At 52.1% G+C, this 23,422-nt stretch carries 23 protein-coding genes and 1 tRNA gene; 20 read left to right on the forward strand and 4 right to left on the reverse strand.

The annotated features are described in order from the left end of the window. Positions 1 to 6: 6 nt before the first annotated feature. The 8 genes from rpsU to BLS94_RS00225 all read left to right on the forward strand — a co-directional run bounded on the left by rpsU (position 7) and on the right by BLS94_RS00225 (position 7,983). Positions 7 to 219, forward strand: coding sequence for a 30S ribosomal protein S21 (gene rpsU / locus BLS94_RS00190; protein ID WP_004179462.1), 213 nt, complete (start codon positions 7 to 9; stop codon positions 217 to 219). Positions 220 to 289: 70 nt separating this feature from the next. Beyond that, a complete protein-coding gene (locus BLS94_RS00195) occupies positions 290 to 736 on the forward strand; it encodes a GatB/YqeY domain-containing protein (RefSeq protein WP_072766281.1) in 447 nt (148 codons plus the stop codon). A gap of 139 nt (positions 737 to 875) precedes the next feature. Then, positions 876 to 2,657 (forward strand): DNA primase, encoded by a 1,782-nt coding sequence (dnaG, locus tag BLS94_RS00200; RefSeq protein WP_090957269.1) that lies wholly within the window; start codon positions 876 to 878, stop codon positions 2,655 to 2,657. A gap of 94 nt (positions 2,658 to 2,751) precedes the next feature. Continuing rightward, entirely contained in the window at positions 2,752 to 4,980 is a 2,229-nt protein-coding gene (gene rpoD / locus BLS94_RS00205; RefSeq protein ID WP_256325212.1) for an RNA polymerase sigma factor RpoD, read from the forward strand. 32 nt (positions 4,981 to 5,012) lie between these two features. Then, positions 5,013 to 5,089 (forward strand) — tRNA-Ile (locus tag BLS94_RS00210). 327 nt (positions 5,090 to 5,416) lie between these two features. Next, positions 5,417 to 6,193 carry a hypothetical protein gene (locus BLS94_RS00215; RefSeq protein ID WP_256325213.1) on the forward strand — a complete coding sequence of 259 codons (777 nt, stop codon included), beginning with the start codon at positions 5,417 to 5,419 and terminating at the stop codon, positions 6,191 to 6,193. Between the two features lie 363 nt (positions 6,194 to 6,556). After that, positions 6,557 to 6,808, forward strand: coding sequence for a hypothetical protein (locus BLS94_RS00220; RefSeq protein WP_090957271.1), 252 nt, complete (start codon positions 6,557 to 6,559; stop codon positions 6,806 to 6,808). Between the two features lie 281 nt (positions 6,809 to 7,089). Next, positions 7,090 to 7,983, forward strand: coding sequence for a hypothetical protein (locus tag BLS94_RS00225; RefSeq protein ID WP_090957272.1), 894 nt, complete (start codon positions 7,090 to 7,092; stop codon positions 7,981 to 7,983). Positions 7,984 to 8,085: 102 nt separating this feature from the next. Here the strand turns inward: BLS94_RS00225 and nirK are convergent, their stop codons facing one another. Then, positions 8,086 to 9,480, reverse strand: a complete 1,395-nt coding sequence (gene nirK / locus BLS94_RS00230; protein WP_176767749.1) for a copper-containing nitrite reductase — start codon at positions 9,478 to 9,480, stop codon at positions 8,086 to 8,088. A 207-nt stretch (positions 9,481 to 9,687) separates the two neighbouring features. On the opposite strand from nirK, the gene BLS94_RS00235 reads away from it, so the two are divergent. From BLS94_RS00235 to BLS94_RS00290, 12 genes are all read left to right on the forward strand, one after another. Then, on the forward strand, positions 9,688 to 10,485 hold the full coding sequence (locus BLS94_RS00235) for a Stp1/IreP family PP2C-type Ser/Thr phosphatase (protein ID WP_090957273.1): 798 nt from the start codon (positions 9,688 to 9,690) through the stop codon (positions 10,483 to 10,485). Positions 10,486 to 10,616: 131 nt separating this feature from the next. Next, a complete protein-coding gene (sucC, locus tag BLS94_RS00240; RefSeq protein ID WP_090957274.1) occupies positions 10,617 to 11,816 on the forward strand; it encodes an ADP-forming succinate--CoA ligase subunit beta in 1,200 nt (399 codons plus the stop codon). A gap of 1 nt (position 11,817) precedes the next feature. Then, entirely contained in the window at positions 11,818 to 12,696 is an 879-nt protein-coding gene (gene sucD / locus BLS94_RS00245; protein WP_090957275.1) for a succinate--CoA ligase subunit alpha, read from the forward strand. Positions 12,697 to 12,738: 42 nt separating this feature from the next. Beyond that, positions 12,739 to 13,650: a CobD/CbiB family protein gene (locus BLS94_RS00250; RefSeq protein ID WP_090957276.1), complete on the forward strand. Its 912-nt coding sequence runs from the start codon at positions 12,739 to 12,741 to the stop codon at positions 13,648 to 13,650. Positions 13,651 to 13,753: 103 nt separating this feature from the next. After that, positions 13,754 to 15,277: a helicase HerA-like domain-containing protein gene (locus tag BLS94_RS00255; RefSeq protein WP_090957277.1), complete on the forward strand. Its 1,524-nt coding sequence runs from the start codon at positions 13,754 to 13,756 to the stop codon at positions 15,275 to 15,277. A gap of 197 nt (positions 15,278 to 15,474) precedes the next feature. Beyond that, the gene (locus tag BLS94_RS00260; RefSeq protein ID WP_072766271.1) at positions 15,475 to 15,750 is read left to right on the forward strand and encodes a hypothetical protein; all 276 of its coding nucleotides are present in this window, start codon (positions 15,475 to 15,477) and stop codon (positions 15,748 to 15,750) included. An 89-nt stretch (positions 15,751 to 15,839) separates the two neighbouring features. After that, positions 15,840 to 16,979 carry a D-alanyl-D-alanine carboxypeptidase family protein gene (locus BLS94_RS00265; protein ID WP_090957278.1) on the forward strand — a complete coding sequence of 380 codons (1,140 nt, stop codon included), beginning with the start codon at positions 15,840 to 15,842 and terminating at the stop codon, positions 16,977 to 16,979. 47 nt (positions 16,980 to 17,026) lie between these two features. Next, a complete protein-coding gene (locus BLS94_RS00270) occupies positions 17,027 to 17,902 on the forward strand; it encodes a D-amino acid aminotransferase (protein WP_090957279.1) in 876 nt (291 codons plus the stop codon). A gap of 163 nt (positions 17,903 to 18,065) precedes the next feature. Continuing rightward, positions 18,066 to 18,386 carry a YbeD family protein gene (locus tag BLS94_RS00275; RefSeq protein ID WP_072766268.1) on the forward strand — a complete coding sequence of 107 codons (321 nt, stop codon included), beginning with the start codon at positions 18,066 to 18,068 and terminating at the stop codon, positions 18,384 to 18,386. Between the two features lie 38 nt (positions 18,387 to 18,424). Further along, positions 18,425 to 19,066: a lipoyl(octanoyl) transferase LipB gene (gene lipB / locus BLS94_RS00280; protein ID WP_090957280.1), complete on the forward strand. Its 642-nt coding sequence runs from the start codon at positions 18,425 to 18,427 to the stop codon at positions 19,064 to 19,066. Between the two features lie 207 nt (positions 19,067 to 19,273). Beyond that, entirely contained in the window at positions 19,274 to 20,218 is a 945-nt protein-coding gene (gene lipA / locus BLS94_RS00285) for a lipoyl synthase (protein ID WP_090957281.1), read from the forward strand. An 84-nt stretch (positions 20,219 to 20,302) separates the two neighbouring features. Next, a complete protein-coding gene (locus BLS94_RS00290; RefSeq protein WP_090957282.1) occupies positions 20,303 to 20,983 on the forward strand; it encodes a DUF4197 domain-containing protein in 681 nt (226 codons plus the stop codon). A 31-nt stretch (positions 20,984 to 21,014) separates the two neighbouring features. Here BLS94_RS00290 and BLS94_RS00295 read toward each other — a convergent pair whose 3' ends face one another. Genes BLS94_RS00295 through BLS94_RS00305 form a run of 3 tightly spaced genes read right to left on the reverse strand, consistent with a single transcriptional unit; the run spans position 21,015 to position 23,412 of the window. Beyond that, entirely contained in the window at positions 21,015 to 21,713 is a 699-nt protein-coding gene (locus BLS94_RS00295) for an ABC-type transport auxiliary lipoprotein family protein (RefSeq protein ID WP_090957283.1), read from the reverse strand. A gap of 1 nt (position 21,714) precedes the next feature. After that, the gene (locus tag BLS94_RS00300; protein ID WP_090957284.1) at positions 21,715 to 22,620 is read right to left on the reverse strand and encodes an MlaD family protein; all 906 of its coding nucleotides are present in this window, start codon (positions 22,618 to 22,620) and stop codon (positions 21,715 to 21,717) included. A 9-nt stretch (positions 22,621 to 22,629) separates the two neighbouring features. Then, the gene (locus BLS94_RS00305) at positions 22,630 to 23,412 is read right to left on the reverse strand and encodes an ABC transporter ATP-binding protein (RefSeq protein WP_090957285.1); all 783 of its coding nucleotides are present in this window, start codon (positions 23,410 to 23,412) and stop codon (positions 22,630 to 22,632) included. Positions 23,413 to 23,422: the final 10 nt, after the last annotated feature.

The following is a 23,422-nucleotide window of genomic DNA, read 5'->3' on the forward strand; positions in this document are numbered from 1 at the left end:
ATCTTCATGACCACCATTAAAGTCAAGGAAAACGAGCCGTTTGAAGTTGCCATGCGACGTTTCAAGCGTACCATAGAAAAAACCGGCCTGCTCACTGAGTTGCGTGCCCGGGAATTCTACGAAAAACCGACTGCCGAACGCAAGCGCAAGCTGGCGGCAGCAGTTAAGCGTACTTACAAACGTCTGCGCAGCCAATTGCTCCCTCCGAAACTTTATTAGTCAAAGTCAGTCGAAAAAACGATTAAAACTTCCATGATAAAATAATAAGCACTGCCCGGTCTGGTTTATTGTGGATCTGAAAAAACAAATCACCGAAGACATGAAGGCCGCCATGCGTTCAGGCGATACGCGGCGGCGGGATGCTATCCGGCTATTGCAGGCGGCTATCAAACAGCGTGAGGTGGATGAGCGTATCGAACTGGATGACGCTGCAGTAGTCGCTGTAATCGAAAAGATGCTGAAACAGCGCAAGGATTCCATTTCCCAGTATGAGGCTGCTCATCGTCAGGATTTAGCCGATGTAGAGAAATACGAAATGGGCGTGCTGCAACATTATATGCCCCAGGCGTTGAGCGACAACGATGTGGAAAACGCCGTAAGCGAAGCAATTTCCGCTGCTGGCGCAAAAGGACAGCAGGACATGGGGCGGGTAATGGCCATACTCAAACCCAAACTTGCAGGGCGCGCCGATATGGGAAAAGTATCGGCTCTGGTCAAAACCAGGCTTATCGCCTGATAACGCAGCTTATCGCTGCAGGATTGCTGCAAAGGCTGTTACAAATATTGCGCGTATCGAGATTGCTGTAGTGTCCCTGCTTTCAATAAAGTGCTTTCCTGCGCCCTGCGCTGGGGTAATATTGTTTAATCCACTATAAATGATTTCACAATCATTCATTCACGAACTGCTCAACCGTGTAGATATCGTTGATGTCATTGAACGAGACCTGCCGCTCAAGAAAGGCGGCGCAAATTATGCCGCGTGCTGTCCGTTTCATAGCGAAAAGACACCCTCTTTTACAATAAGCCCCACCAAGCAGTTTTATCACTGTTTTGGCTGTGGTGCTCACGGCAACGCCATCGGCTTCGTCATGGAATACAACGGCATGAATTTCGTCGAAGCGGTGAATGATCTGGCGGCCCGGATCGGGCTTCAGGTTCCTGTGCAACAAACGGAATCCCGCTCTGGAGCAGTAGAGTCGGAGTCGGCCCAAGACAAGCCGCAAGGAGGCCAAAACTCTTCCGGGGATTTGCTCGAGGTAATGAATGTGGCCAGCCAGTTTTATCGGGAACAGCTCAAGCATTCGAAAGGAGCCATTATTTATCTGAAGAAGCGTGGCCTAACGGGCGAGACCGCTGCCCACTTCAGCATTGGGTATGCGCCGGCCGGCTGGCAAAACCTGGATGCCGTATTTTCCGGCGCCCCGACAAAGGCACAGAAAAAACTGCTGGTGGAGTCCGGGTTGGTCATTGCGAACGACGATAGTAAATACTACGACCGGTTCCGCGACCGCATCATGTTTCCCATTCTTAACCTCAAAGGAGCGATTGTAGGTTTCGGTGGCCGAGTGCTGGAACAGGGCGAGCCCAAATATCTTAACTCTCCCGAAACACCCGTGTTTCAGAAGGGCCGTGAACTCTATAACCTTTTCACGGCCCGCAGGGCAATCCGCATGGCGGGATGTGTCATCGTGGTAGAGGGATACATGGATGTAGTGGCGCTTTTTCAGCATGGCATCGAGTACGCAGTGGCCGCGCTGGGCACGGCGATAACGCCGTATCATGTCCAGAAACTTTTGCGTCAGTCCGATAATGTCGTGTTTTGTTTCGATGGGGACAATGCTGGCAGGAAAGCGGCATGGCGTGCGTTAGAGGATAGCCTTGGGCAGCTTGTGGACGGTAAGAACGTCAGTTTTCTTTTCCTGCCCGAGGGTGAGGACCCGGATAGCTACGTTCGCAATTTCGGCAAGGACGCCTTTGAAGCCTTGTTAAAGCAAACATTGCCGCTATCCGTTTTCCTGTTCAGGGAACTGTCTGGGCGCACGGACATCAAAACCAGCGAGGGGCGAGCTAAACTGGTACAGGACGCCAAGCCGTTGCTCGCGAAGGTCACTGCGCCGGGGCTCGCGCTGATGCTCTTAAAAAGATTGGCGGAGATCAGCGGCCTCGATCAGAGGGAGCTGGAAGGTCTGTTAAAGATCAAACGTGTTTCAGCTTCCCGGTCGCGTGAAAGGGCGCCTCGACCACAACCCGCTTCACCTTACCGCTGGCTGATGCAGGTGTTGTTATACGACCCTGGCTATATCCAGAAGCTGGATAGAGAATTACTCATGCAGAACGAGGAATACGCTGAAGAAGTAGCAGCGCTGAAGGCCCTGGTTGAATTTATCGACACGCACCCCAACGTTGGAGGAAACACGGCAATACCTTCGGCTATCGCATATTTTCACGATAGTTCCCATCGCGTTCTCCTGGAAAAGGCTGAGAGCAATACGCTCACTTGGGATAGTGAAATAGACCTGGAAGCAGAGTTTTCCGGTGCAATGGCCCGGTTGCGTGAAATGAAACGTAAAGAACGAATGGCGACCTTACACAACAAGTCCTTGAGCACGCTTACTCCCGAGGAAAAACAGGAGCTCCAGCGGATGGCGCTCTCTTGAAGGCGATAGTCGGACAGTGTACGGACAGCGTTATTGAATCTTGATATAATAGAGAGTTTTCGAATTTCAACTGGCGATACTATTTGGAAAAGACATGGTAAAACCAAAATTACAAGTCAAAGCGGCGGTAAAGTCAAAGACCGGAGCTTCACTGGCTGCAGCTGCGAGTCGTCCTGATGACGTCCGGATGGCGGCCAAAAAGGAACCAAACGATATGAAGAAGTCGCCGAAAGGCCAGCCAAAAGAAGTGATGGCAAAAGCGCCGGTAAAAACGGCTGCGGAAACACTGGAAGACGATGTTACGACAACTACTGCAAAGTCGGGAGCTAAAGTCCCGGCCGCTGTGACCGAAATCGTGAGGCCGATGATGACCACCAAGGAACCGAGTCTGCTTGCTGCCAAAATAGGTAAGGTCAAGGCAGCAAAGGAAGGCAAGCTTGCCCAGTCGAAGGACGCAGAAAAATCTTCGCTTGCACCACAGGATCTCGAGGCGCGGCGTATGCGGCTCAAGAGCCTCATCGTGCAAGGCAAAGAGCGCGGCTATCTCACCTATGCCGAGATCAACGATCACCTTCCCGATGATATGCTCGATGCCGAACAGATCGAGAATATCATCAGCATGATCAATGACGTCGGCATTTCTGTTTATGATGAAGCGCCGGACGCGGAAACGCTGCTGATGTCGGAGACCGCACCCACAGTGGCCGATGAGGATGTAGTGGAAGAAGCCGAAGCGGCACTTTCCACTGTGGATTCAGAGTTTGGGCGCACTACCGATCCGGTACGTATGTATATGCGTGAAATGGGGTCGGTTGAATTGCTCACGCGCGAGAGTGAAATCGAGATAGCGAAACGTATCGAAGATGGCCTGAAGCATATGATCCAGGCGATTTCCGCCTGTCCGACAACCATAGCCGGAATTCTCGATCTCGCCAATAAGGTGGCGAAGGATGAGATGCGCATCGATGAGCTGGTTGACGGGTTGCTGGACCCCAATGCCGAGGAATTGCTCAGGGAAGAAATCTCCGATGAGTCGCTGGAGCAGGAACTGAGCGCCGAAAATGGGGAAGACGAAGACATTGCCGCGATAGCCAATGCCAATTTGCTCAAGTTGAAAAATGACGCGCTGGAGCGTTTCGCTGTAATTCATAACGCCTATATAGAAATGCAGAAGGCGTTGGAGAAAAAAGGATCGGGTAACAAAGCCTATAAAGACATACAGGAACAGATTTCAGCCGAACTCATGGCTATTCGTTTCTCGGCAAAGATGGTCGAGAAGCTTTGTGACACCCAGCGTGGGCTGGTGGATGAAATGCGAACCTACGAGCGCAAGATCCTGGAGCTCTGCGTAACCAAGGCCGCGATGCCGCGTAACCACTTTATTAAAGCTTTCCCTGGTAATGAGAGCAACTTTGACTGGGTAGACAAGGAAGTCGCACTTGGCAAACCATATAGCCAAGCGCTGGAGCGTTTCCGGCCGGATATCGTTGAGCAGCAGCAAAACCTGCTGACGCTGCAGCAGCAGGTCGGCATCCCCTTGAAAGACCTCAAGGAAATCAATCGTCGCATGTCCACGGGTGAAGCCAAGGCACGCCGGGCCAAGCGCGAAATGACCGAAGCCAATTTGCGGCTGGTGATTTCTATCGCCAAAAAATATACCAACCGAGGATTGCAGTTTCTTGATCTCATTCAGGAAGGCAATATCGGGCTGATGAAAGCAGTGGATAAATTCGAATACCGGCGAGGTTATAAGTTTTCGACTTATGCGACCTGGTGGATTCGTCAAGCCATTACCCGTTCCATCGCCGATCAGGCTCGCACGATACGCATTCCAGTGCACATGATCGAGACCATCAACAAGATGAACCGCATTTCACGCCAGATTCTGCAGGAAACCGGACAGGAGCCGGAACCTGCCCTGCTGGCAGAGAAAATGGAAATGCCGGAAGAGAAAATTCGTAAAATCCTCAAGATTTCCAAAGAGCCGATTTCAATGGAAACGCCTATAGGCGACGACGAAGATTCGCATCTTGGCGATTTCATCGAGGATGCCGCTACCATGGCGCCCGCCGACGCGGCGGTATATGCCAGCCTGCGGGATGTAACGAAAGACATTCTCGACTCGCTGACGCCGCGTGAAGCGAAAGTACTGCGCATGCGTTTCGGCATAGAAATGAACACTGACCATACACTGGAGGAAGTCGGCAAGCAATTCGACGTGACCCGTGAACGCATTCGGCAGATCGAGGCCAAGGCATTGCGCAAACTGCGCCATCCTTCGCGTTCAGAACGCCTGCGTAGTTTCCTGGATACCGAAGGGTGATAAGTTCGGTATTTACTGTTGGTGTCTAAATCGGGTCTGTAGCTCAGTTGGTTAGAGCAGGGGACTCATAATCCCTTGGTCGCTGGTTCGAGTCCAGCCAGACCCACCAATAAAATAAAGGCTTACGGGTAAGATCGTAAGCCTTTTGTTTTTACAGGCTACACATAGCCTACATTGCGATGAGTGAGGAAGCGGGCCGGAGTATACTCATTCAGTCTGTTCAAACCCTGCTTTTGAATATTGCTTCGATTTCCGCAACATTCAGGCTTATAGATGCCAGCTAAACCTCAAGCGAGTTGTAGTTGGAATGCAGAGATTTATAACTTTTACTTAAAGTGCTTTTATAGGCCCTAAATCAATTACTAAATTAACGCTTTTTGCTCTAGCAAGTGGTCGCTCCGGCACAAGTTATCTAGCTGACTTCTTTTCGAAAAATGTGCAACAGTGCTATAGCACCCATGAACCCTACCTTATTCCCGGAAATCCTGTTCTGTTTGGAAAGCCGATAGACTGGAATACGCGACACGACGATAACGCATTATTGCCAGTGCTGATGCGGAAATGCAGATTTATCGCCAACTGTAAGGAACCAGTATATTTCGAATCCAATCATGCCTTCCTAAAGGCATTCGATCGTCATGCGGGCGCCCTTTTAAAAAATGTGGGTTTCATTCACCTTGTTCGTCATCCCGCGAAGGTGGCTAAAAGCGAGCTACTGCGGGAGCAATTGATATACAAGGCACGGATCCCCTTTGTCGATTATAAAAGCGATACAGGCGACCGTTATTTTCGTTGGGCGTTAACTGGAAAGGAAACCATCTATCGGCATTACACCGGGCATACCTTGAGTCGATTCCAGTTTTATCTGCTGCAATGGATTGAAATCGAATACCGGGCAATGCGACTACTTAAACAGAATCAATGGCACGATCGCGTGTTTTTTATAGACGTTGATGCACAGTTAAAGGACGAAGGAGTATTAAGGAGAATGCTCCAATTTTTCGATTTACGCCATAAACGACGTTTCGATATGAATTTGCGCAGGAATAAAACTCCATTTGTCGGACCCACGGTGATTACCTCACAGGATGAGCGGGAAATACAGGAAGTCATGGAAAATCTACCGGATAATTATAAAACGATGCTAAAGCAGGAACCTTATTTGAGGTGTTTCGGTTGGGAAACCTTTCGCCAGCTTATGAGGGGGAATTAATATTTTTTCTTGACCTGTTAGAAAGTTCTTTGTAACTGACCTGCTCCCGCTACACGGTGCAGTAGAACCCTGGTTTGCAAATTGATGTGTGGCCGCAAATTCTGCTGGCGTGATATCACCAAGGGAACAATCGCTTCTGTTTCACAATGCGGCTCACCCGGAAGTAATGCAATCGGAAATGATTTCCCAGGTTCGCGATAAAACCACCTTTAAAAAAGGGTTTTATATGCTATAAATAATCGTGGCGGCCAGCAGACGAAATTTCCAGTAGTTGGCGAACCGTGAACATAAGTAAGGCTGTCCAACTATGGTTGACGCTGGTTATTTATTTATACCGTGTTGCGCATAGTAGAGGAGGTTCAAATGAAGACCGCAAAATTGTTATTGCTATCTTTGGTAACTACTGTTGGCTTCTCTTTCCCTGCTGCATGGGCTGGGGAACCTAATACCGCAGTTTTTGGAAAAGAACAGTCTCAGGTTAAATCTGATAAGAATGTTAACCCGAACGGGACGCAGGGCCGCGATTGCCCTCCCGAAATGAGTCATGAAAACGATGCCCAGCATACGGGAACCCAGCATAGTGAAGGACAGCATCGTGGAGTTCTAAAGGAGTAACGCCGCCGCCATCAATTATCGTGCAAGTTAATAAAGATTTCTTGTTGGCGCCCCTGAATTCTAAGCCAGATTCAGGGGCGCTTTCTCATGAGCTTTCCCGTGTTTCAGCCGCTATGCCCTTTCCCTGGATCCCCTGAGCGAAACCTCTAGCATCCTTGCATTTTTCAGAATCTTGGCTATCGTTAATAGAGCTGACCGTGCAATTTCCGATGCGCAATTTTAGTGACAGCTTGCCAAGGCTGCGGCGTTTCGAGGGAATGGTCTTTCTAGAGGAGACGAAGATGAAAAACAAATTAATCGTCTGGATCGCTGGATTCGGATTGGTAAGCGGAATTGTCGGTTGCTCCAGTACACCCACTGTCTTTACCGATATTGACGTTCCGGGGGCGGTATCCACTCATCCGCGTGGCATTAACAACGTCAGCCCGGCGGGATCCGCTTCCATTGTTGGGTACTATGTCGATAAGGCAGGAAATATCAAGGCGTTCCGACGGGATTCCCAAACCGGTTTTGCCACGCTTGTCATCAATGAAGCCATTGAGGTTAAAGCGTTTGACATCAATAATTCGGGACCCGGCGAGATTGTGGGTACTGTTCGCGACGCATCCGGCCAGCGTGCTTTTCTGCTGGATGGCGGCGTTATTTCCTACCCTGGCGATCCCTTTATCCCCGGTGCCTACGGCATTAACGATGGCGGGCTCATCGTCGGCTCCTTCTCGGACATGGCAGGAAGGAATTACGGTTTTACCTTTCCGCCGGGGCCCGGCGCCCCCATCAGCGTATTCAACGACCTTTCGACGCAGACCTTTGGCATTAACCACACGCGAAGAATGGTAGGGACGGTGCAGGAGGCTACGGGTGAATCCAGCGCTTTTTATTTGTCTGGACCTGACATTGCAAGCGCCGCGCGCATCGTTATCCCGGGCGCCACCAGAAGCGACGCTTACGGCATCAACGATGCCGAAGCACCGGAGAAGGTCAAGCACGTCGGGACCTATACCAGGAATGGTATCGACCGAGGGTTTATATTTACGGAAGCGCGTGGCCTGGAAACATTTAATGTCCCGCGAGCAAAGCATACACGCGCATTTGGCATCAATGACGCAGGAGAGATCGTAGGGGAATATGTTGATTCCTACAATCACACGCACGGCTTTCTAGGGACCTTTCGCTGATCTATTGGCTGCGGGTCCTGGACAGCGTAGTAGCGTGAAAAGCTTTGAGGGGGCGTAACTGCACGGCTTGAAGCTTCAACGCTCCCTGCTTCACCGCCAGCATTATTCCTGGCGTCCGGATGGAGCGCCGGTATTTTCGCTGCTGTTGAATATTGCCGGGTTTGGCTTGCCATTAACTGTCAGAAATCCCGCCAACCCTTTCTCCATGCGCGATAGCGCGTGGTCGACCAGGATATATTGACCGGGATAATCCACCTTGAACTCCACTATGGCGGCGCCTCCAGGCGGGACAAGCGTGGTTTGTACGTCGGTTAATCGTGGACTGGTCAGCGAAGCGTGATCATATACCTTATCGAACACCTCCCCGATGACGTGAAAACTCGAGGTTAGATTGGGACCGCCCACGCCGAAGTATATTCGCACGTTTTCGCCCACGTTAGCTTTCATTTTGTACGTTTTTGTGAGCGCATCCATGTTTCCATTAAACATAAGGTGACCCGGATTCTCGGCAAGAAGTTTTTCGAGCGAAAACTCATGCAAGCCTGGCGCCCCATGCCGCTGCGCGGTGTAGAGCTCTCCCTGCATGACGTAGAATTCCCGATCGACTTCGGGCATGCCGCCTTCAGGCTCAACCAGGATCATTCCATACATGCCGTTTGCGATGTGCTGGGCGACCATGGGCGTCGCACAATGATAAACGAAAAGCCCTGGATGCAGTGCCTTGAAAGTGAAGCTCTTGTTCTGGCCAGGTGCAACCTGGGTGACTGTTGCGCCTCCGCCCGGGCCCGTAACCGCGTGCAAATCTATTGAATGAATATGGGCGCTGTTTTTTGCATTGCGCAGTTTGACGGTAACCGTGTCGCCCAACCGTACGCGCACAAACGGGCCCGGAACTTTGTTGTTGAAGGTCCAGTATTTATAGGTGCTGCCATCCGAGAGGCGGCCTTCGATCTCGGTGGATTCGAGATCCAGCATCACGTGTTTTGGCCCACGGTTACCGACAGGTTCGCCTACGGCATGGGGATCTTGTGCGACATCTATTGCACTGCTTTTTGCCCGTTCCTCCGGGGTGCCCACAATGAGTTGACCGAACATGCCGGCGGCCTTATGGCCAGGCAGCGTGCAGAGGTATTCAAAGTTGCCGGTATGGGTTGCGCGGAATACTATGGTGGTGGCCGCGCCTTTTGCCGTGATATTGCCGGACTTCGCGCTGAATTCGGGAATGGCAATATCGTGGACGGCGCCGTCGCCGTTGATCAGGTTGATCTGGACAACCGCGCCTTCGGGCACCTTCAGATCGGGGTTGATCTTGCCTGCAATGGCATCGGTTTCACCGACAAAGACCAGCTTGCCGTCCGCGATGTCGGTGCGCAACGTAAAGGTAACATCAGGCGTGTAAGTGACAGCATCACTGCCGTGATTGTGTTCGGCGGCAAAAGATAGCGAGCTGAGGCCCGGTATACAAACCGCTGCCAACAAAAGGATCAATGCTCGCATGCTTTTTCCTTTGACAAGTTGGGCATGGCAGTACCCGTAACTGTGGATATTTCCGCTAAGCTCGCCTTCTCGGTAAGAATATCCGCTTTAATTAGAACTGTATATCCGCTCAGTATGTCGAACGTGTAGGTGGTTGATCAGGTGCTATCGAATGTATTTGCCCAAGACTTTGAATTCCCTGGATTTTGATCGCCTGGATACTACTATATGATCAAGCTAATCTCGACAGGCGCAACTGACATAGGACTGCTGCGCGGAAATAATGAGGATGCCTACCTGGTGATGCCTGAAGCCGGGCTTTTTGCAATCTCGGACGGGATGGGCGGCGCGGCGGCGGGTGAAATTGCCAGTCGTTATTTTATTGAAACGGCGCAAGCTGTTTTTCGCAGCCGTGCTCCTTCATTCAGTGAAACAAACCATGAACTCGCCCGAAAAGTCTTCAGGCGTTCAAATGAGCGGATATTCGAACATACTGCACAGTATCCCGATGACGAAGGGATGGGATGTACCGGTGATCTTCTCGTGTTTGATGGGGATGGATATGTTGTCGGTCACGCCGGAGACAGCAGAATCTACTTGCTGAGGGATGGCATCTTGCGGCAGTTAACCAAAGACCACTCCTTTGTGCAACGGCTGGTGGACAATGGAATTCTTACACCGGAGGAAGCGAAACACCATCCGCGGAAAAACATCATCACGCAAGCGCTTGGGATCGATCCTTCAGTGTCGTTCGATATTCTGGAGGGCGCGGGGCTCAGTCACGACATTTTTCTGTTATGCACGGACGGGCTAACGGATATGGTCGCTGATTCTGCGATCCAGGATATCCTCGTTTCCTCAATATCGATCCAGCACAAGGTTAAAGAGCTGATCGCGGCGGCTATTGCTGCAGGGGGAAGAGATAATGTGACGGTAATACTGTGTGAAGTAAACATCGACCAGGATTCAGCAGATTTACCAGTAAGAAAGACTGCGATTTCGCCGATCGATGATGTTGGCATGTAACCCAACAATTCAGTAGGGATAACCTGTTGCAAATTCAATATACGTGTCGGTAATCAGTAACTACCGCCTTCTTCACGCAACGTCGCTAAACGAATAGGATATACTTGGTTTTCCGCGTTACCGGAGAGGCCATGAAAATCCACGAATACCAGGCTAAACAGATTTTACGGGGATTTGGCGTTAACACGCCCCAAGGGATCGGCTGTTTTAGTGTTGAGGAAGCGGTTGAGGCTGCCAGAAAGCTGGGTGGTAGCGTGTGGGCGGTTAAAGCGCAGATTCACGCCGGAGGGCGTGGCAAGGGCGGTGGCGTAAAAGTAGCCAGGTCACTTGATGAGGTAAAACAATTCGCTGAGAAAATACTGGGTATGACGCTGGTTACGCACCAGACTGGTCTGCGTGGCCAAGTCGTCCGGCGTCTTCTGGTAGAGCAGGGGATTGATACTCGAAGAGAGTTTTATATCGGCCTCGTAGTTGATCGAAGTAGCCGGCGCGTCTGCCTGATGGCCAGTTCCGAAGGGGGAATGGACATCGAGGAGGTCGCGGCGAGGAATCCGGAAAAGATTCACAAAGTATTGATCGATCCGCTTGCCGGGCTAACCGTCCAGGATGCTGACGACATTGCCGGCAAGATCGGCATCGCGGAAACAGCGGTGGAAGAAGCACGCACTCTTTTTCAGAGCTTGTACCAGGCCTATGACAGCACGGATGCTTCATTGGTCGAAATCAACCCGCTGATTCTTACCGCTGAGGATCATATCGTCGCGCTCGACGCGAAGATGAGTTTTGACGACAATGCGCTCTTCCGCCACCCTGACATTGCTGGCCTGCGGGATCTTGACGAGGAAGACCCGGCGGAGATCGAGGCATCCCAGCATGGTCTCTCCTATATCTCACTGGACGGCAACATTGGTTGCCTGGTTAATGGCGCGGGTCTGGCGATGGCAACCATGGATATCATCAAGCTCTACGGTGGAAATCCGGCCAATTTTCTGGATGTCGGCGGGGGTGCTACTGCCGAAAAGGTAGCGGAAGCGTTCAAGCTGATGCTACGCAACCCCAAGCTGCAAGCCATACTCGTAAACATATTTGGCGGGATCATGAAGTGCGACGTGATCGCGGAAGGGGTGGTGGCGGCGGCGCGGGAGCTGAAGTTGAACGTTCCGCTTGTGGTGCGCCTCGAAGGAACCAATGTGAATCTGGGCAAAAAAATCCTGGGTGAATCCGGGCTGCGGATAATTTCCGCAGGGAATATGGCGGATGCTGCGGAGAAGGCTGTCATGGCGGCACAGTCGACAGCGCCAGCAACAGAATTTGCAACAAAAGGAGTGTAGTATGGCTATCCTCATCGACCGCCATACCCATGTCATGACTCAGGGTATTACCGGTAAAACCGGGCAGTTTCACACCCGCATGTGCCGGGATTATGCCTACGGCAAGAATTGTTTTGTCGCGGGGGTGAATCCAAAGAAAGCAGGCGAGGATTTCGAAGGCATCCCAGTTTTTGCTACCGTTCAGGAAGCAAAACACGCAACCGGTGCGACGGTTTCCGTCATTTACGTGCCGCCGCCATTTGCGGCCGCCGCCATAGACGAGGCCGTGGACGCGGAGCTGGACCTGGTAATCTGCATTACGGAGGGCATCCCGGTTCGCGACATGCTGCGCACCTGCCACAAGATGCAGGGACGGAAAACCCGGCTGATCGGTCCCAACTGTCCAGGCATTATCACACCCGGCGAAATCAAGATTGGCATCATGCCGGGTTACATCCACAAGCAAGGACGCGTGGGCGTAGTATCGCGTTCCGGCACGCTCACTTATGAAGCTGTGGCGCAACTGATGGAGCAGGGATTGGGCCAGTCCACCTGTATCGGCATTGGCGGTGACCCGGTGAATGGGTTGAAGCACCTTGATGTAATGAAATTGTTCAATGACGACGATGAAACCGATGCGGTTTTGATGGTGGGTGAGATCGGCGGCTCCGATGAGGAAGATTGCGCCCGCTGGGCCAAGGAGCACATGAGGAAACCATTGGTGGGCTTTATTGCAGGTGTTACCGCACCGCAGGGCAGGCGCATGGGGCACGCCGGCGCGGTCATCTCCGGTGGTAAGGGCACGGCACAGGAAAAGCTCGCCCTCATGGAAGAGTGCGGGATTAAAGTAACGCGAAATCCTGCCGAGATGGGCAAGTTGCTCAAATCAGTGTTGCGATAATATATAAGAACGGAGTTCAGAAACCTGTATGATTTTTTCGCAATGACCTTTTTCTCCTTGATCTCCGCTTTTCTGCTGGACCAGTGGCGTCCAGGCAGCGATCGCAATCGTTTCGTTTTGCTCTTTCTCTCCTATGCGGATTGGCTGGAGCAATATTTCAATACCGGCGCGCGCCGCCACGGCATAGCGGCCTGGATCGCCGCAATGGCGCCTGTACTGATACTCTGGGGTTGGGTCTACTATTTATTGCATGGCCTCAACCCCTTGCTGGGGTGGGCGTGGAATGTAATTACGCTTTATCTCACCATGGGATTTCGCCAGTTCAGCTATTCATTCACCGAAATCAAGGATGCGCTCAAAAATGGGGATTTGCTCCTCGCTCGCAAGTTATTGAAGGAGTTGCACGGAGTCGAAGCGGACAAGCTCGACAGCCAGGAAATCGCGCGGGTTACCATCGAGATGGGGCTTGTCTATTCGCACCGTTATGTATTTGGGATTATTGTCTGTTTTGCCGTCCTGCCGGGACCGCTTGGCCCGGTGTTGTATCGACTGGCGGAATTATTGAATGAGCGTTGGAGCGACCGCCCTGACGCTTTTGGGGACTTCGCCGCAAAAGCATTCGAGATAATCGATTGGCTTCCGGCAAGGTTGACTGCTTTGAGTTTCGCCATTGCAGGGAATTTCGAGGATGCGGTTTATTGCTGGCGTGCGCAGGCGGCATCATGGGTGGACCAAAACCAGGGCATCATTCTCGCCAGCGGCGCCGGCGCCCTTGGAGTTTGCCTGGGTGATCCGTCCGAAGAAGCCGGTGGCAAGCATTATCGTCCCGAACTGGGTGTAGGCGAAGAAGCCGACATGGACTTTCTGCAAAGTACCGCAGGCCTGGTTTGGCGTACGCTGGTGTTGTGGCTTCTGCTGATTCTAATGCTGGAAGTTGCCGGTTGGGCCGGGTAAGCAAAAAGAGCAGGTTGCCGGATTGCAAAAGCAGCATTACTGATGCATTGGAGTAATGCCGGATCGACCCTGAACAATACCAGGAGCAATCCCTGAGGTTTTCATGACAAATTTGTTAGTAATCGCCCGTTCGGACCGGGCGATCGGGTTGATACCCAATTTCGCCAATCGGCATGGGCTGATTACCGGTGCGACAGGTACCGGCAAAACCGTTACCTTGCAGGTGCTGGCCGAGCGATTCTCATCAATCGGGGTGCCGGTATTCATGGCTGACGTCAAAGGCGACTTGGCGGGACTTTCCGCTCCAGGCGAGGGTTCGCCAAAACTGACGGAGCGGCTTTCGCATCTGGGACTTGATCAGCCGCAATGGATGGCATGTCCTGTTGCATTCTGGGACGTCTACGGAAAAGCAGGTCATCCTGTCCGTACAACGATTTCAGATATGGGACCGCTGTTGCTCGGGCGGTTATTCAACCTGAACGACACGCAGCAGGGCGTGCTGACAATGGTGTTCAAGATAGCGGATGATAACGGACTACTGCTGCTTGACCTGAAGGATCTGCGCGTGATGCTGCAATTTATCGGCACAAACGCGAAGAATTTCACTGTCCAGTATGGCAACGTTTCAGCAGCCTCGATAGGCGCTATTCAGCGCGCATTGCTGGAGATCGAGCAACAAGGTGGAGACAGCTTCTTCGGCGAACCGATGCTTGACATAAGCGACCTGATACAAACCGACAGCAATGGGCGCGGCATGATCAATATTCTTGCCGCCGAAAAGCTGATGAACTCGCCCAAGTTGTATTCAACTTTTCTATTGTGGATATTATCGGAGCTGTTCGAGCAACTTCCCGAAGTTGGCGATGAAGGAAAGCCAAAGCTGGTGTTTTTCTTCGACGAGGCCCATTTGCTGTTTAGCGAAGCGCCCAGGGCGTTGCTGGAGAAAATTGAGCAGGTGGTGAGATTGATACGCTCCAAGGGAATAGGGATATATTTTATCACGCAGAGCCCGCTGGATATCCCCGAAAGTGTTTTAGGCCAGCTTGGCAATCGGGTACAGCACGCATTGCGCGCGTTTACTCCGAGGGACCAGAAGACAGTCAGGTCCGCAGCCCAAACCATGCGCGCCAATCCCGGTTTTGATACCGAAAAGGTAATCACCGAACTCGCTGTCGGTGAAGCTCTCGTGTCGTTTCTGGATGAGAAAGGGCGTCCCACCATGGTTGAGCGTGCGTTTATTTTGCCGCCGGGATCGAGAATTGGCCCCATTACCGATGCGGAGCGCGCGGCCATCATCAGATCGTCAGTTATTTTCGGTCATTACGAACAGATAGTGGATCGCGAGTCGGCATACGAAATAATCAGGAGCCGTACAGCCGTAAAACAGAATGCAGAAAGTGAGGCAGACCCACAACCGGCCAGGACGGGCTCAACGGGCGCCAGCGGTGGCGTGATGGATATATTGGGCGATATGCTGCTCGGCAAGACAGGTCCGCGCGGAGGGCATCACCCCGGCATTCTCGATACCCTTGCCAAAAGCGCAGCTCGCTCCGCTGGTTCACAGGTCGGCCGCGAGATCTTTCGAGGCGCTTTAGGTGGTATCTTCGGAGGCGGGCGCAGGCGTTGACGATTACATCGCATCCTGAACCTCCTGAGCCCGAAAGCAAATCGGCTTAGCATGGTGTAGCGCGGCAGGCTGCTCGATACAAAGACTGCCCAACATACGAACAAGCAAGAATGCAGGATTCTGTCGTTCCCCCGGCGCTATCTTTAGCCTGGGAGTAGTGCGGGTATCATATCCCCGTCAATTAAAGGAGAGCGGTGATGCGTTTGATCGCGGCAGTTTTTCTGGTTATGACATTCGCAGGTTGTACGGCCACCGGGCAGAGCGAGCGACCACCGGGACCCATGCCTGCGACCACGCGGCCCGTCTATAACCTCACCGGTTACTCGCCAGCCTTCAAGGATGGCTATATCGATGGCTGCGAGACCGCGAAGAAAACGCGTTTCGGGCTCAAGAACACGAGCCGGTTTTCTGCTGATACTCAATACAGGCTGGGATGGAACGACGGCTTTAGCATTTGCCGGGGCAAGCAGTAGAGCCGAATGCCCGCGAAATTGCCGGCAATCCGTACCCTGGTAACGCGATCGATGTGGCTGGGATATAATAACGTTTTTTGCCACTATCAATGAGACGTTTACTTCCTCTATTGCTGTGCGTGCTAGCCTTACCTGCTGCGGCACAGCAAGCTCAGTTTTCCACGGCCCCTCAGGCATTATCAGTGGCTGCCACGTCCTATATTCTCACCGACTTTCAAAGCGGGCAGACTTTGTTCGGCGAAAATGTTCACGAACGTGTCGAGCCCGCGTCGCTTACAAAGCTGATGACGGCATATGTGGTTTTTTCCGCACTCCACCAGAAACGCATTACCCTGACGCAGGGCGTGGCAGTGTCGGATCGCGCATGGCGCGCGCAGGGTTCCCGCATGTTTATCGAGCCCAGCAGGGCGGTAACGGTTGATGAATTAATGCGCGGCATGATCGTTCAATCCGGCAATGATGCGTGCATAGCGCTGGCAGAAGCTGTCTCGGGTTCGGAGAGTGCCTTCGTACAGATAATGAACAAAGAGGCGAGCCGTTTGGGCATGAAGAATACCCGATTTGCCAATTCAACCGGTTTGCCGCATGCCGAGCATTACAGCACGGCTTACGATCTCTCCCTGCTGGCAGCTGCCATGATCAGGGATTTCCCTGAATATTATCCGCTTTATTCTCTGCGTGAATATACATACAACAAAATTACGCAAGCAAATCGTAACCGCCTGCTGTGGCTTGATCCTAATGTGGACGGACTGAAGACAGGGCATACTGAAGCTGCGGGCTATTGCCTTATTGCGTCAGCTAAGCGCGGCGAGCGTCGATTGGTTTCGGTAGTGATGGGAACAGCCTCCGATAGTGCGCGCGCCATGGAAAGCCAGCGTATGCTGAATCATGGCTTCCAGTTTTACGATACCATCCGGCTATATCCGAAGGAGAAGGAAGTGATTGCGATCCAGCTATGGAAAGGCGCGCAGGACAAGCTCAGGACCGGTTTCGGGTATGATGTTTATTTCTCGCTTCCGAGATACCAGGCCGATAAGCTGAAAGCCAGGGTGGAATATAAACAGCCTTTGGTCGCTCCCATCATTGCAGGACAAAAAGTGGGCAGGGCGAAATTTACGCTTGATGGCAAACCCGTAGCAGAACATCCGCTGGTGGCGTTGGAAACAGTGAATTCCGCGAATATTTTTGGCCGCGCCTGGGATAGTATACGACTGATCTTTAATTAGCGTTGGGCTAGTGTGCTCGGCAGCAGATTTTACGAACAAGGCTCATCATGATTTATCTGAACGGTGATTTCATGCCTATCGAGGAAGCCCGGGTTCCGGTGCTGGACAGGGGCTTCATTTTTGGCGACGGCGTATACGAAGTAATTCCTGTCTATTCCCGCAAAGCTTTTCGCCTGGCCGAGCATCTGCTCCGCTTGCAGCACAGCCTTGACGGGATTCGTCTGCAAAACCCGCATTCGGCCAATGAGTGGCGCAGCTTGCTGGAGCAAGTCATCGCGGCCAATGAACATGACGATCAGTATCTCTACCTCCATGTTACCCGCGGTGTCGCGCGGCGGGATCATGCTTTTCCAAAAGGGGTGATTCCCACTGTATTCATCATGAGTAATCCCTTGCTGGCGCCGCCGGCGGAATTACTTTCTGCTGGCGTTGCCGCTATCACAGCCAATGACAACCGATGGTTACGTTGTGACATCAAGGCGATTTCACTGTTACCCAACGTATTACTGCGCCAAATGGCGGTTGATGCGGGCGCAATGGAAACAGTGTTGTTGCGGGAAGGTTTTATGACGGAGGGAGCGGCGAGCAACATTTTTGTGGCGAAAAATGGCGTTCTGCTGGCTCCGCCGAAAAATCATCTCATGCTGCCGGGCATTACTTATGACATCGTACTTGAGCTGGCGGTGGCTGAAAAAATTCCATATGAAGTGAGAGCGATTTCTGAATATGAAGTACGTACCGCCCAGGAACTTTTGCTTACATCCTCAACCAAAGAAATCATGCCGATTACTTGCCTCGACGATAAACCGGTAGGCGACGGTAAACCCGGGGCGATGTTCGCATTACTGTACCGGCTCTACCAGAGCTATAAGCACAATGTGATGCGAGGCAACTTTCCAATATCTAGCCCGGATGTTTCATAAATTGACGCGCGCCCTCGCTGGTCTTTTATTTCGTATGAAAATTTCGTTCAGTCGGGCAGTATGAATAACTGCGCCACTCTTTCACAAAATCTCCCTGCAAAACAGAATCCTGCGCAATCATCATGCAAATTCATGAAACATCCGGGCTAGAAAGCCACAACCTATGAGCTCGCCCGAGCAACCCACGCTAATCGAATACCCCTGTGATTTTCCTATTAAAATCATAGGGCGCGTCGGGTCTTTGCCGGGTTCCCTACCCGGCGCGGCGTCGCTGGAACATGGCCGGCAGGAGTTTACCCAGGCAGTATTGATGATCGTAAAACGGCATGCACCCGATTATGATGAGGCGAATATGGAGGTCAGGATCAGCAAAAAAAATACCTACCTGAGCCTCACCTGTACGATACGCGCCGTTTCCCGCCAACAACTGGATGCGCTATACCAGGAACTGTGCGATCATCCATTGGTATTAATGGTACTTTAACGAGGCCGCGAGTTCTGGAAATCCCGAATACTTTTTCGATGATGCACCCCCCATGTCTTGAACCGGTAAGTTCAAACATTAAAATCCGATATGCCGGCCTGACGGACTATCTTTCCACCTGGCAAGCGATGAAGGATTTTACCGGTTCTCGTACGACAAATACGCCGGACGAAATCTGGTTGCTGCAACATCCGCCAGTTTACACTCAGGGTGTGGCAGGTAAGCCGGAGCACCTGCTGCATAACGACGGTATTCTCGTCATTCGGACAGATCGCGGCGGCCAGATCACTTACCACGGTCCTGGTCAAATTGTCGCCTACCTGCTGCTGGATATGCGCCGCCTCAAACTCGGCGTGCGCGAGCTGGTCAGGAAAATCGAAAGTGCAGTAGTAGACTTGCTATGGGACTATCGCATAAGCGCAGTGGGTCGCAAGGATGCGCCGGGCGTATATGTGGATGGGGCGAAAATCGCAGCGTTGGGGCTAAAAATAAAAAACGGTTGTTGCTATCATGGACTGTCTCTCAACGTTGACATGAACCTGGCGCCATTTGCAGCGATCAATCCTTGTGGCTATTCCGGATTACAGGTAACCCAAACCAGAGACCTTGGCGTAACCGATGGATTGGAAACGCTGTGCAGGAAGCTCGCCGAAAAATTACAGGCCAGACTTCCGGGATAGAGGATCCTGACATTTCAGGAACAAGCCGACGCGGCAATAAATGCGGAAAATGTTCGTGCAGCGTTTGATTACATTCAAGAAGTAATTTATAGCGCCAGAATCGGGGGGCGGAACGCATACGGGAAACTTGCAATGAATATCCGCCACATGTGCGCTTTTTATGTACCCTAACTGTGTACCCACCAAGAGGAATAATTCGTTTTATCCATGACAACTGAAACTCGCCAGAAAGGTGCGGCCAAGACCGCGCGAAATCCCGTCAAAATTTTGCCGCAATCCGCCGACGAGGTGCTGCGTAAACCCTCATGGATACGGGTACGCTCATCCAATAGTCAGGAGTTCTACGAGGTTAAACGTATTCTTCGGGAACAGAAGCTGCATACCGTATGCGAAGAAGCTTCCTGCCCCAATATCGGCGAGTGCTTCGGTAAAGGCACCGCGACATTCATGATTCTAGGCGACCTCTGCACCCGCCGTTGCCCGTTCTGTGATGTGGCACATGGTAAGCCGCTAGCGCCGGATGCGCAGGAGCCTCTGCATCTTGCGCAATCCATCGCCGCCATGAAGCTGAAATACGTCGTCATCACCAGCGTTGATCGGGATGATCTGCGTGATGGCGGCGCTCAGCATTTTGCAGATTGCATACGTGAGGTCAGGGCCCATTCGCCGCAGACCAAAATAGAAATTCTTGTGCCGGACTTCCGTGGGCGGCTGGAAGTCGCCCTCGAAAAATTGTTTGCCTGTCCTCCAGACGTGTTGAACCATAATCTGGAAACTGTTCCGCGGCTTTACCGGCAGTGCCGTCCGGGCGCCAATTACGCACATTCGCTCAAATTGCTGAAAGACTTCAAGGTGAAATTTCCGGATATTCCGACCAAATCCGGCTTGATGCTGGGCCTGGGAGAAACCGACGATGAGATTCTTGAGGTTATGCGCGATTTACGCGAACATGATGTCGAGATGCTCACCATTGGCCAATATCTGCAACCGAGCACCGGACATTTACCTGTATTACGCTACGTACCACCAGAAGGATTCAAAGAGCTGGAACGTGCCGCGACGGAAATGGGATTCAGCAATGCGGCGTGCGGCCCCATGGTTCGTTCCAGCTACCATGCCGACCAGCAGGCACATGAGGCTGGTATCCGATAACTGCTAATTCCACGGTACTTTTTTCTAAACGACCAGGATATTTTACGGCCAGCAAGTAGCGCACACCCAACAGGAGTTGCCCGAATGCGTACCATCACTGTATTTATTATCTGGCTATGCGTTTTTCTCCCTGCCTGCGCTACGGGAAGCGGTCCTGTTTCGGGCCAGGATACGACGGAGGCGCTGAAGCAAGCACTCACTCAAGGCGCTGATGCAACGGTGGACAAGCTCGGGGTAGCGGATGGATTTCTCAATAACCCCAAGGTTAAAATTCCGCTACCCGGATCGCTGCAGAAAGTGGAGGGCATCATGCGTACCCTGGGCATGAGTAAATATGCAGATGGGTTGATCGTGACAATGAATCATGCAGCGGAAACAGCGGCAGCCGAAGCTAAGCCGCTACTGATGGATGCGGTGCAAAAAATGTCCGTGGAAGATGCCGGCACCATATTGGCTAGCGGCGACGACGCGGCAACACAATATTTTCGTAATACGACTTCAGAGGCATTGTCTCAAAAATTTTTGCCGATCGTAAAAAATGCAACCGATCAGGTGGGCCTGATAAAGAAATACAATGAATTTGCGGGAAAGGGCGCGAAATTGGGTTTGATTGGGGAAAAGGACGCGAATATTGAAAACTACGTTACACAAAAAACGCTGGACGGACTCTATCTGATGATGGCGGAGGAGGAGCGCGCAATCCGAAGCGACCCGATGGGTCAGGGCAGTAAATTAATCCAGCGAGTGTTTGGACCGCTGAAATAATTCAGTCTTGCAGAAAATTACCGAGTTTTTTTCAAAGACTTGGCGCTTCAATCTGTCCGACGCCTGACGCTTTTGCTGGGCGATCCAATCTTCTGGGCGTAACGATATTATTTTCCTCTCGCAGTTCCTCGACAAGCCAGCCAAGCAGGTCTCCGATGAGCTTATCGCTTGCTTCTGCTAACGCCCGCACTGCGCCTGCAGCATTGGGCGCATGTGCCGCCTGCTCGATATGGAAACTACGCTGGGCCACCAGCGAACGCGTATCACGATTGATGAGGCTGGCGCGCAATTTTACTACCGCCCGGCTTTGGTCGGCGGTATCGAATACCTGGGTAAACTCTTCAAGTTCCAGACGCAAAATATAATCTGTTTGCACGCTATCCGCAGCGCTCATCACTCCGCCATCACTGATCCCGGCAATTCGACTCCTGATCCACTGGGTGAGCAATGTTGCCGGCGGGGAAGCCCAGCGGTTGCTGGCGTAGGTATAAGTCTGCGCAAGATCGTAATAGGCGAGCCGATAATGGATCGCGGTGCTATCCAGCCATGCTGGTGCTGTCGCCTCCGCCATCAGGAGGCTGGCCTGTAGCCGCGCATTGCCAGGTGCTTCGGCCTTGGCGGAAGTCGCAAACCGCTGTAAGCCGAAATCATATACCGCCGTGGATGTTTGCATCCGCGGCGTGACGCATCCGGCAAGCGCTACCATTGCAAAAACCACAAATATTTTCATTTTAATGACTCCCAGGGGATACGAAGCCATCTTCTCCCGGGCCGGGAGGCGGCGGTGATCTGCCAAACAAAAGACTCCCGGGTTGCTCTTCCAGTTGCAAAAGAATGCGATCCACATTACGGGAGTTGCGTGTAAGCCCTTCAGCTACTCCGTTCAGTTTGTGCATGGTGCCGGAAAGCTCTGCGGCAGTTTGAGAAAAGTTATCGATAGTCCCCCCCTGCTGATTCAATTTAGTTGTAATCTGGTTGAGCCCGATTACAAGTTGGTCAGTATGATTCAGTACGGAACTTGCATCGTTAGCCAACCCCGGCAATTTCTTGATCCCGGGTTCCAGCTGATTGATGAGGCGGCGCATCTGGCCGGTGGCTCCCTCTGTATTTTCCATTATGCGTGTAAACCGTGACCGGTTCTGATCGTCAAAAACCAGATTCAGCCGTTCCACCAGTCCGTTGGCAGTGCTGAGCAGTCGCTGTGCGGAAGTGGTTATGCTATCCAGCTCGGAGGGGCGAAAGGGAATCTGTGCCAGATTTTCCGAATCGGTTTTCAGCCTCTCAGATTCGCCGCCTTCGTCATTCAATTGCACAAACGCAAGGCCTGTCAGTCCCTGATAGCCAAGCTGCGCGTATGCGCTTTTGGTCAACGGGAGATCCTTGTCCACTGAAATTTGGATAAGAATGGTGTGGGAATCTTTCGGGTCCAGGCGGATGTTTTCCACTTTACCGACAGTTAGCCCACGGTAACGCACCGTTGCCTGGGGGTTAAGTCCAGTAATGGGGAATGCCGACACCAGCAAGTATTTATCACGCGTTAGTCTGTCGCCACTTAACCACATTGCCACGCCAGCCATGGCTGCACTCAGAAAAATTACGAATAAACCCGCCGCAAGGGCATGGGCACGGTTTTCCATAATGATCCCCTATAAATTATAGCGATTATTTTCCAGTATCTTCTTGCCACGCTCACCGCAGAAAAATTTTGCAATAAATGGGTGCCTCGTATTGACCACTTCCCGGAGCGTTCCAAGGGCCACCATGCGCTGTTCATCCAGTGCCGCCACGCGGTCGGAAAGTGCAACCAGCGTTTCCACATCATGCGTTGCCATGACGATGGTCAGCGTCAATTCAGTGCGCAACGTCTGGATCAGCTTGACGAAGCCATCGCTCAGCTCAGGGTCAAGCCCCGCGGTGGGCTCGTCCAGAAACAGCAATTCGGGATCCAGTGCCATGGCCCGTGCCAGCGCGATGCGTTTGATCATGCCGCCGGAAAGCTCGGCAGGCATTCTGATCGCATGTTTTGTGTCGATTTCCACCATTTTAAGTTTGAGCATAACCAGGTTACGGATCATGCCCTCGTCAAGTGTCCGCAACTCGCGCATCGGCAATGCAATATTGTCATATACCGATAATGCACTGAATAAGGCGCCTTTTTGAAATAATACCCCGCAGCGGTTGCGCATGTATTGCAGCTGTTTGTGCTGTCGACCATGTACGGGCTCGCCAAAGATCCTGACCGTACCTTGTGCGGGTGTTTCCAGGCCCAGCATCTGTCGTATCAAAGCGGTCTTGCCGCTGCCGGAACCGCCAACCAGCGTGAGGACCTCGCCACGGCGTACGCACAGGTTAATATCTTCATGCACTACATGCTTGCCGAAGCGGGTATACAGTCCTTCAACCGCGATAACGTAGTTTCCATTCGTCATCAATTATCGC

The sequence above is a fragment of the Nitrosospira sp. Nsp18 genome (assembly GCF_900103145.1).
Taxonomy (GTDB): domain Bacteria; phylum Pseudomonadota; class Gammaproteobacteria; order Burkholderiales; family Nitrosomonadaceae; genus Nitrosospira.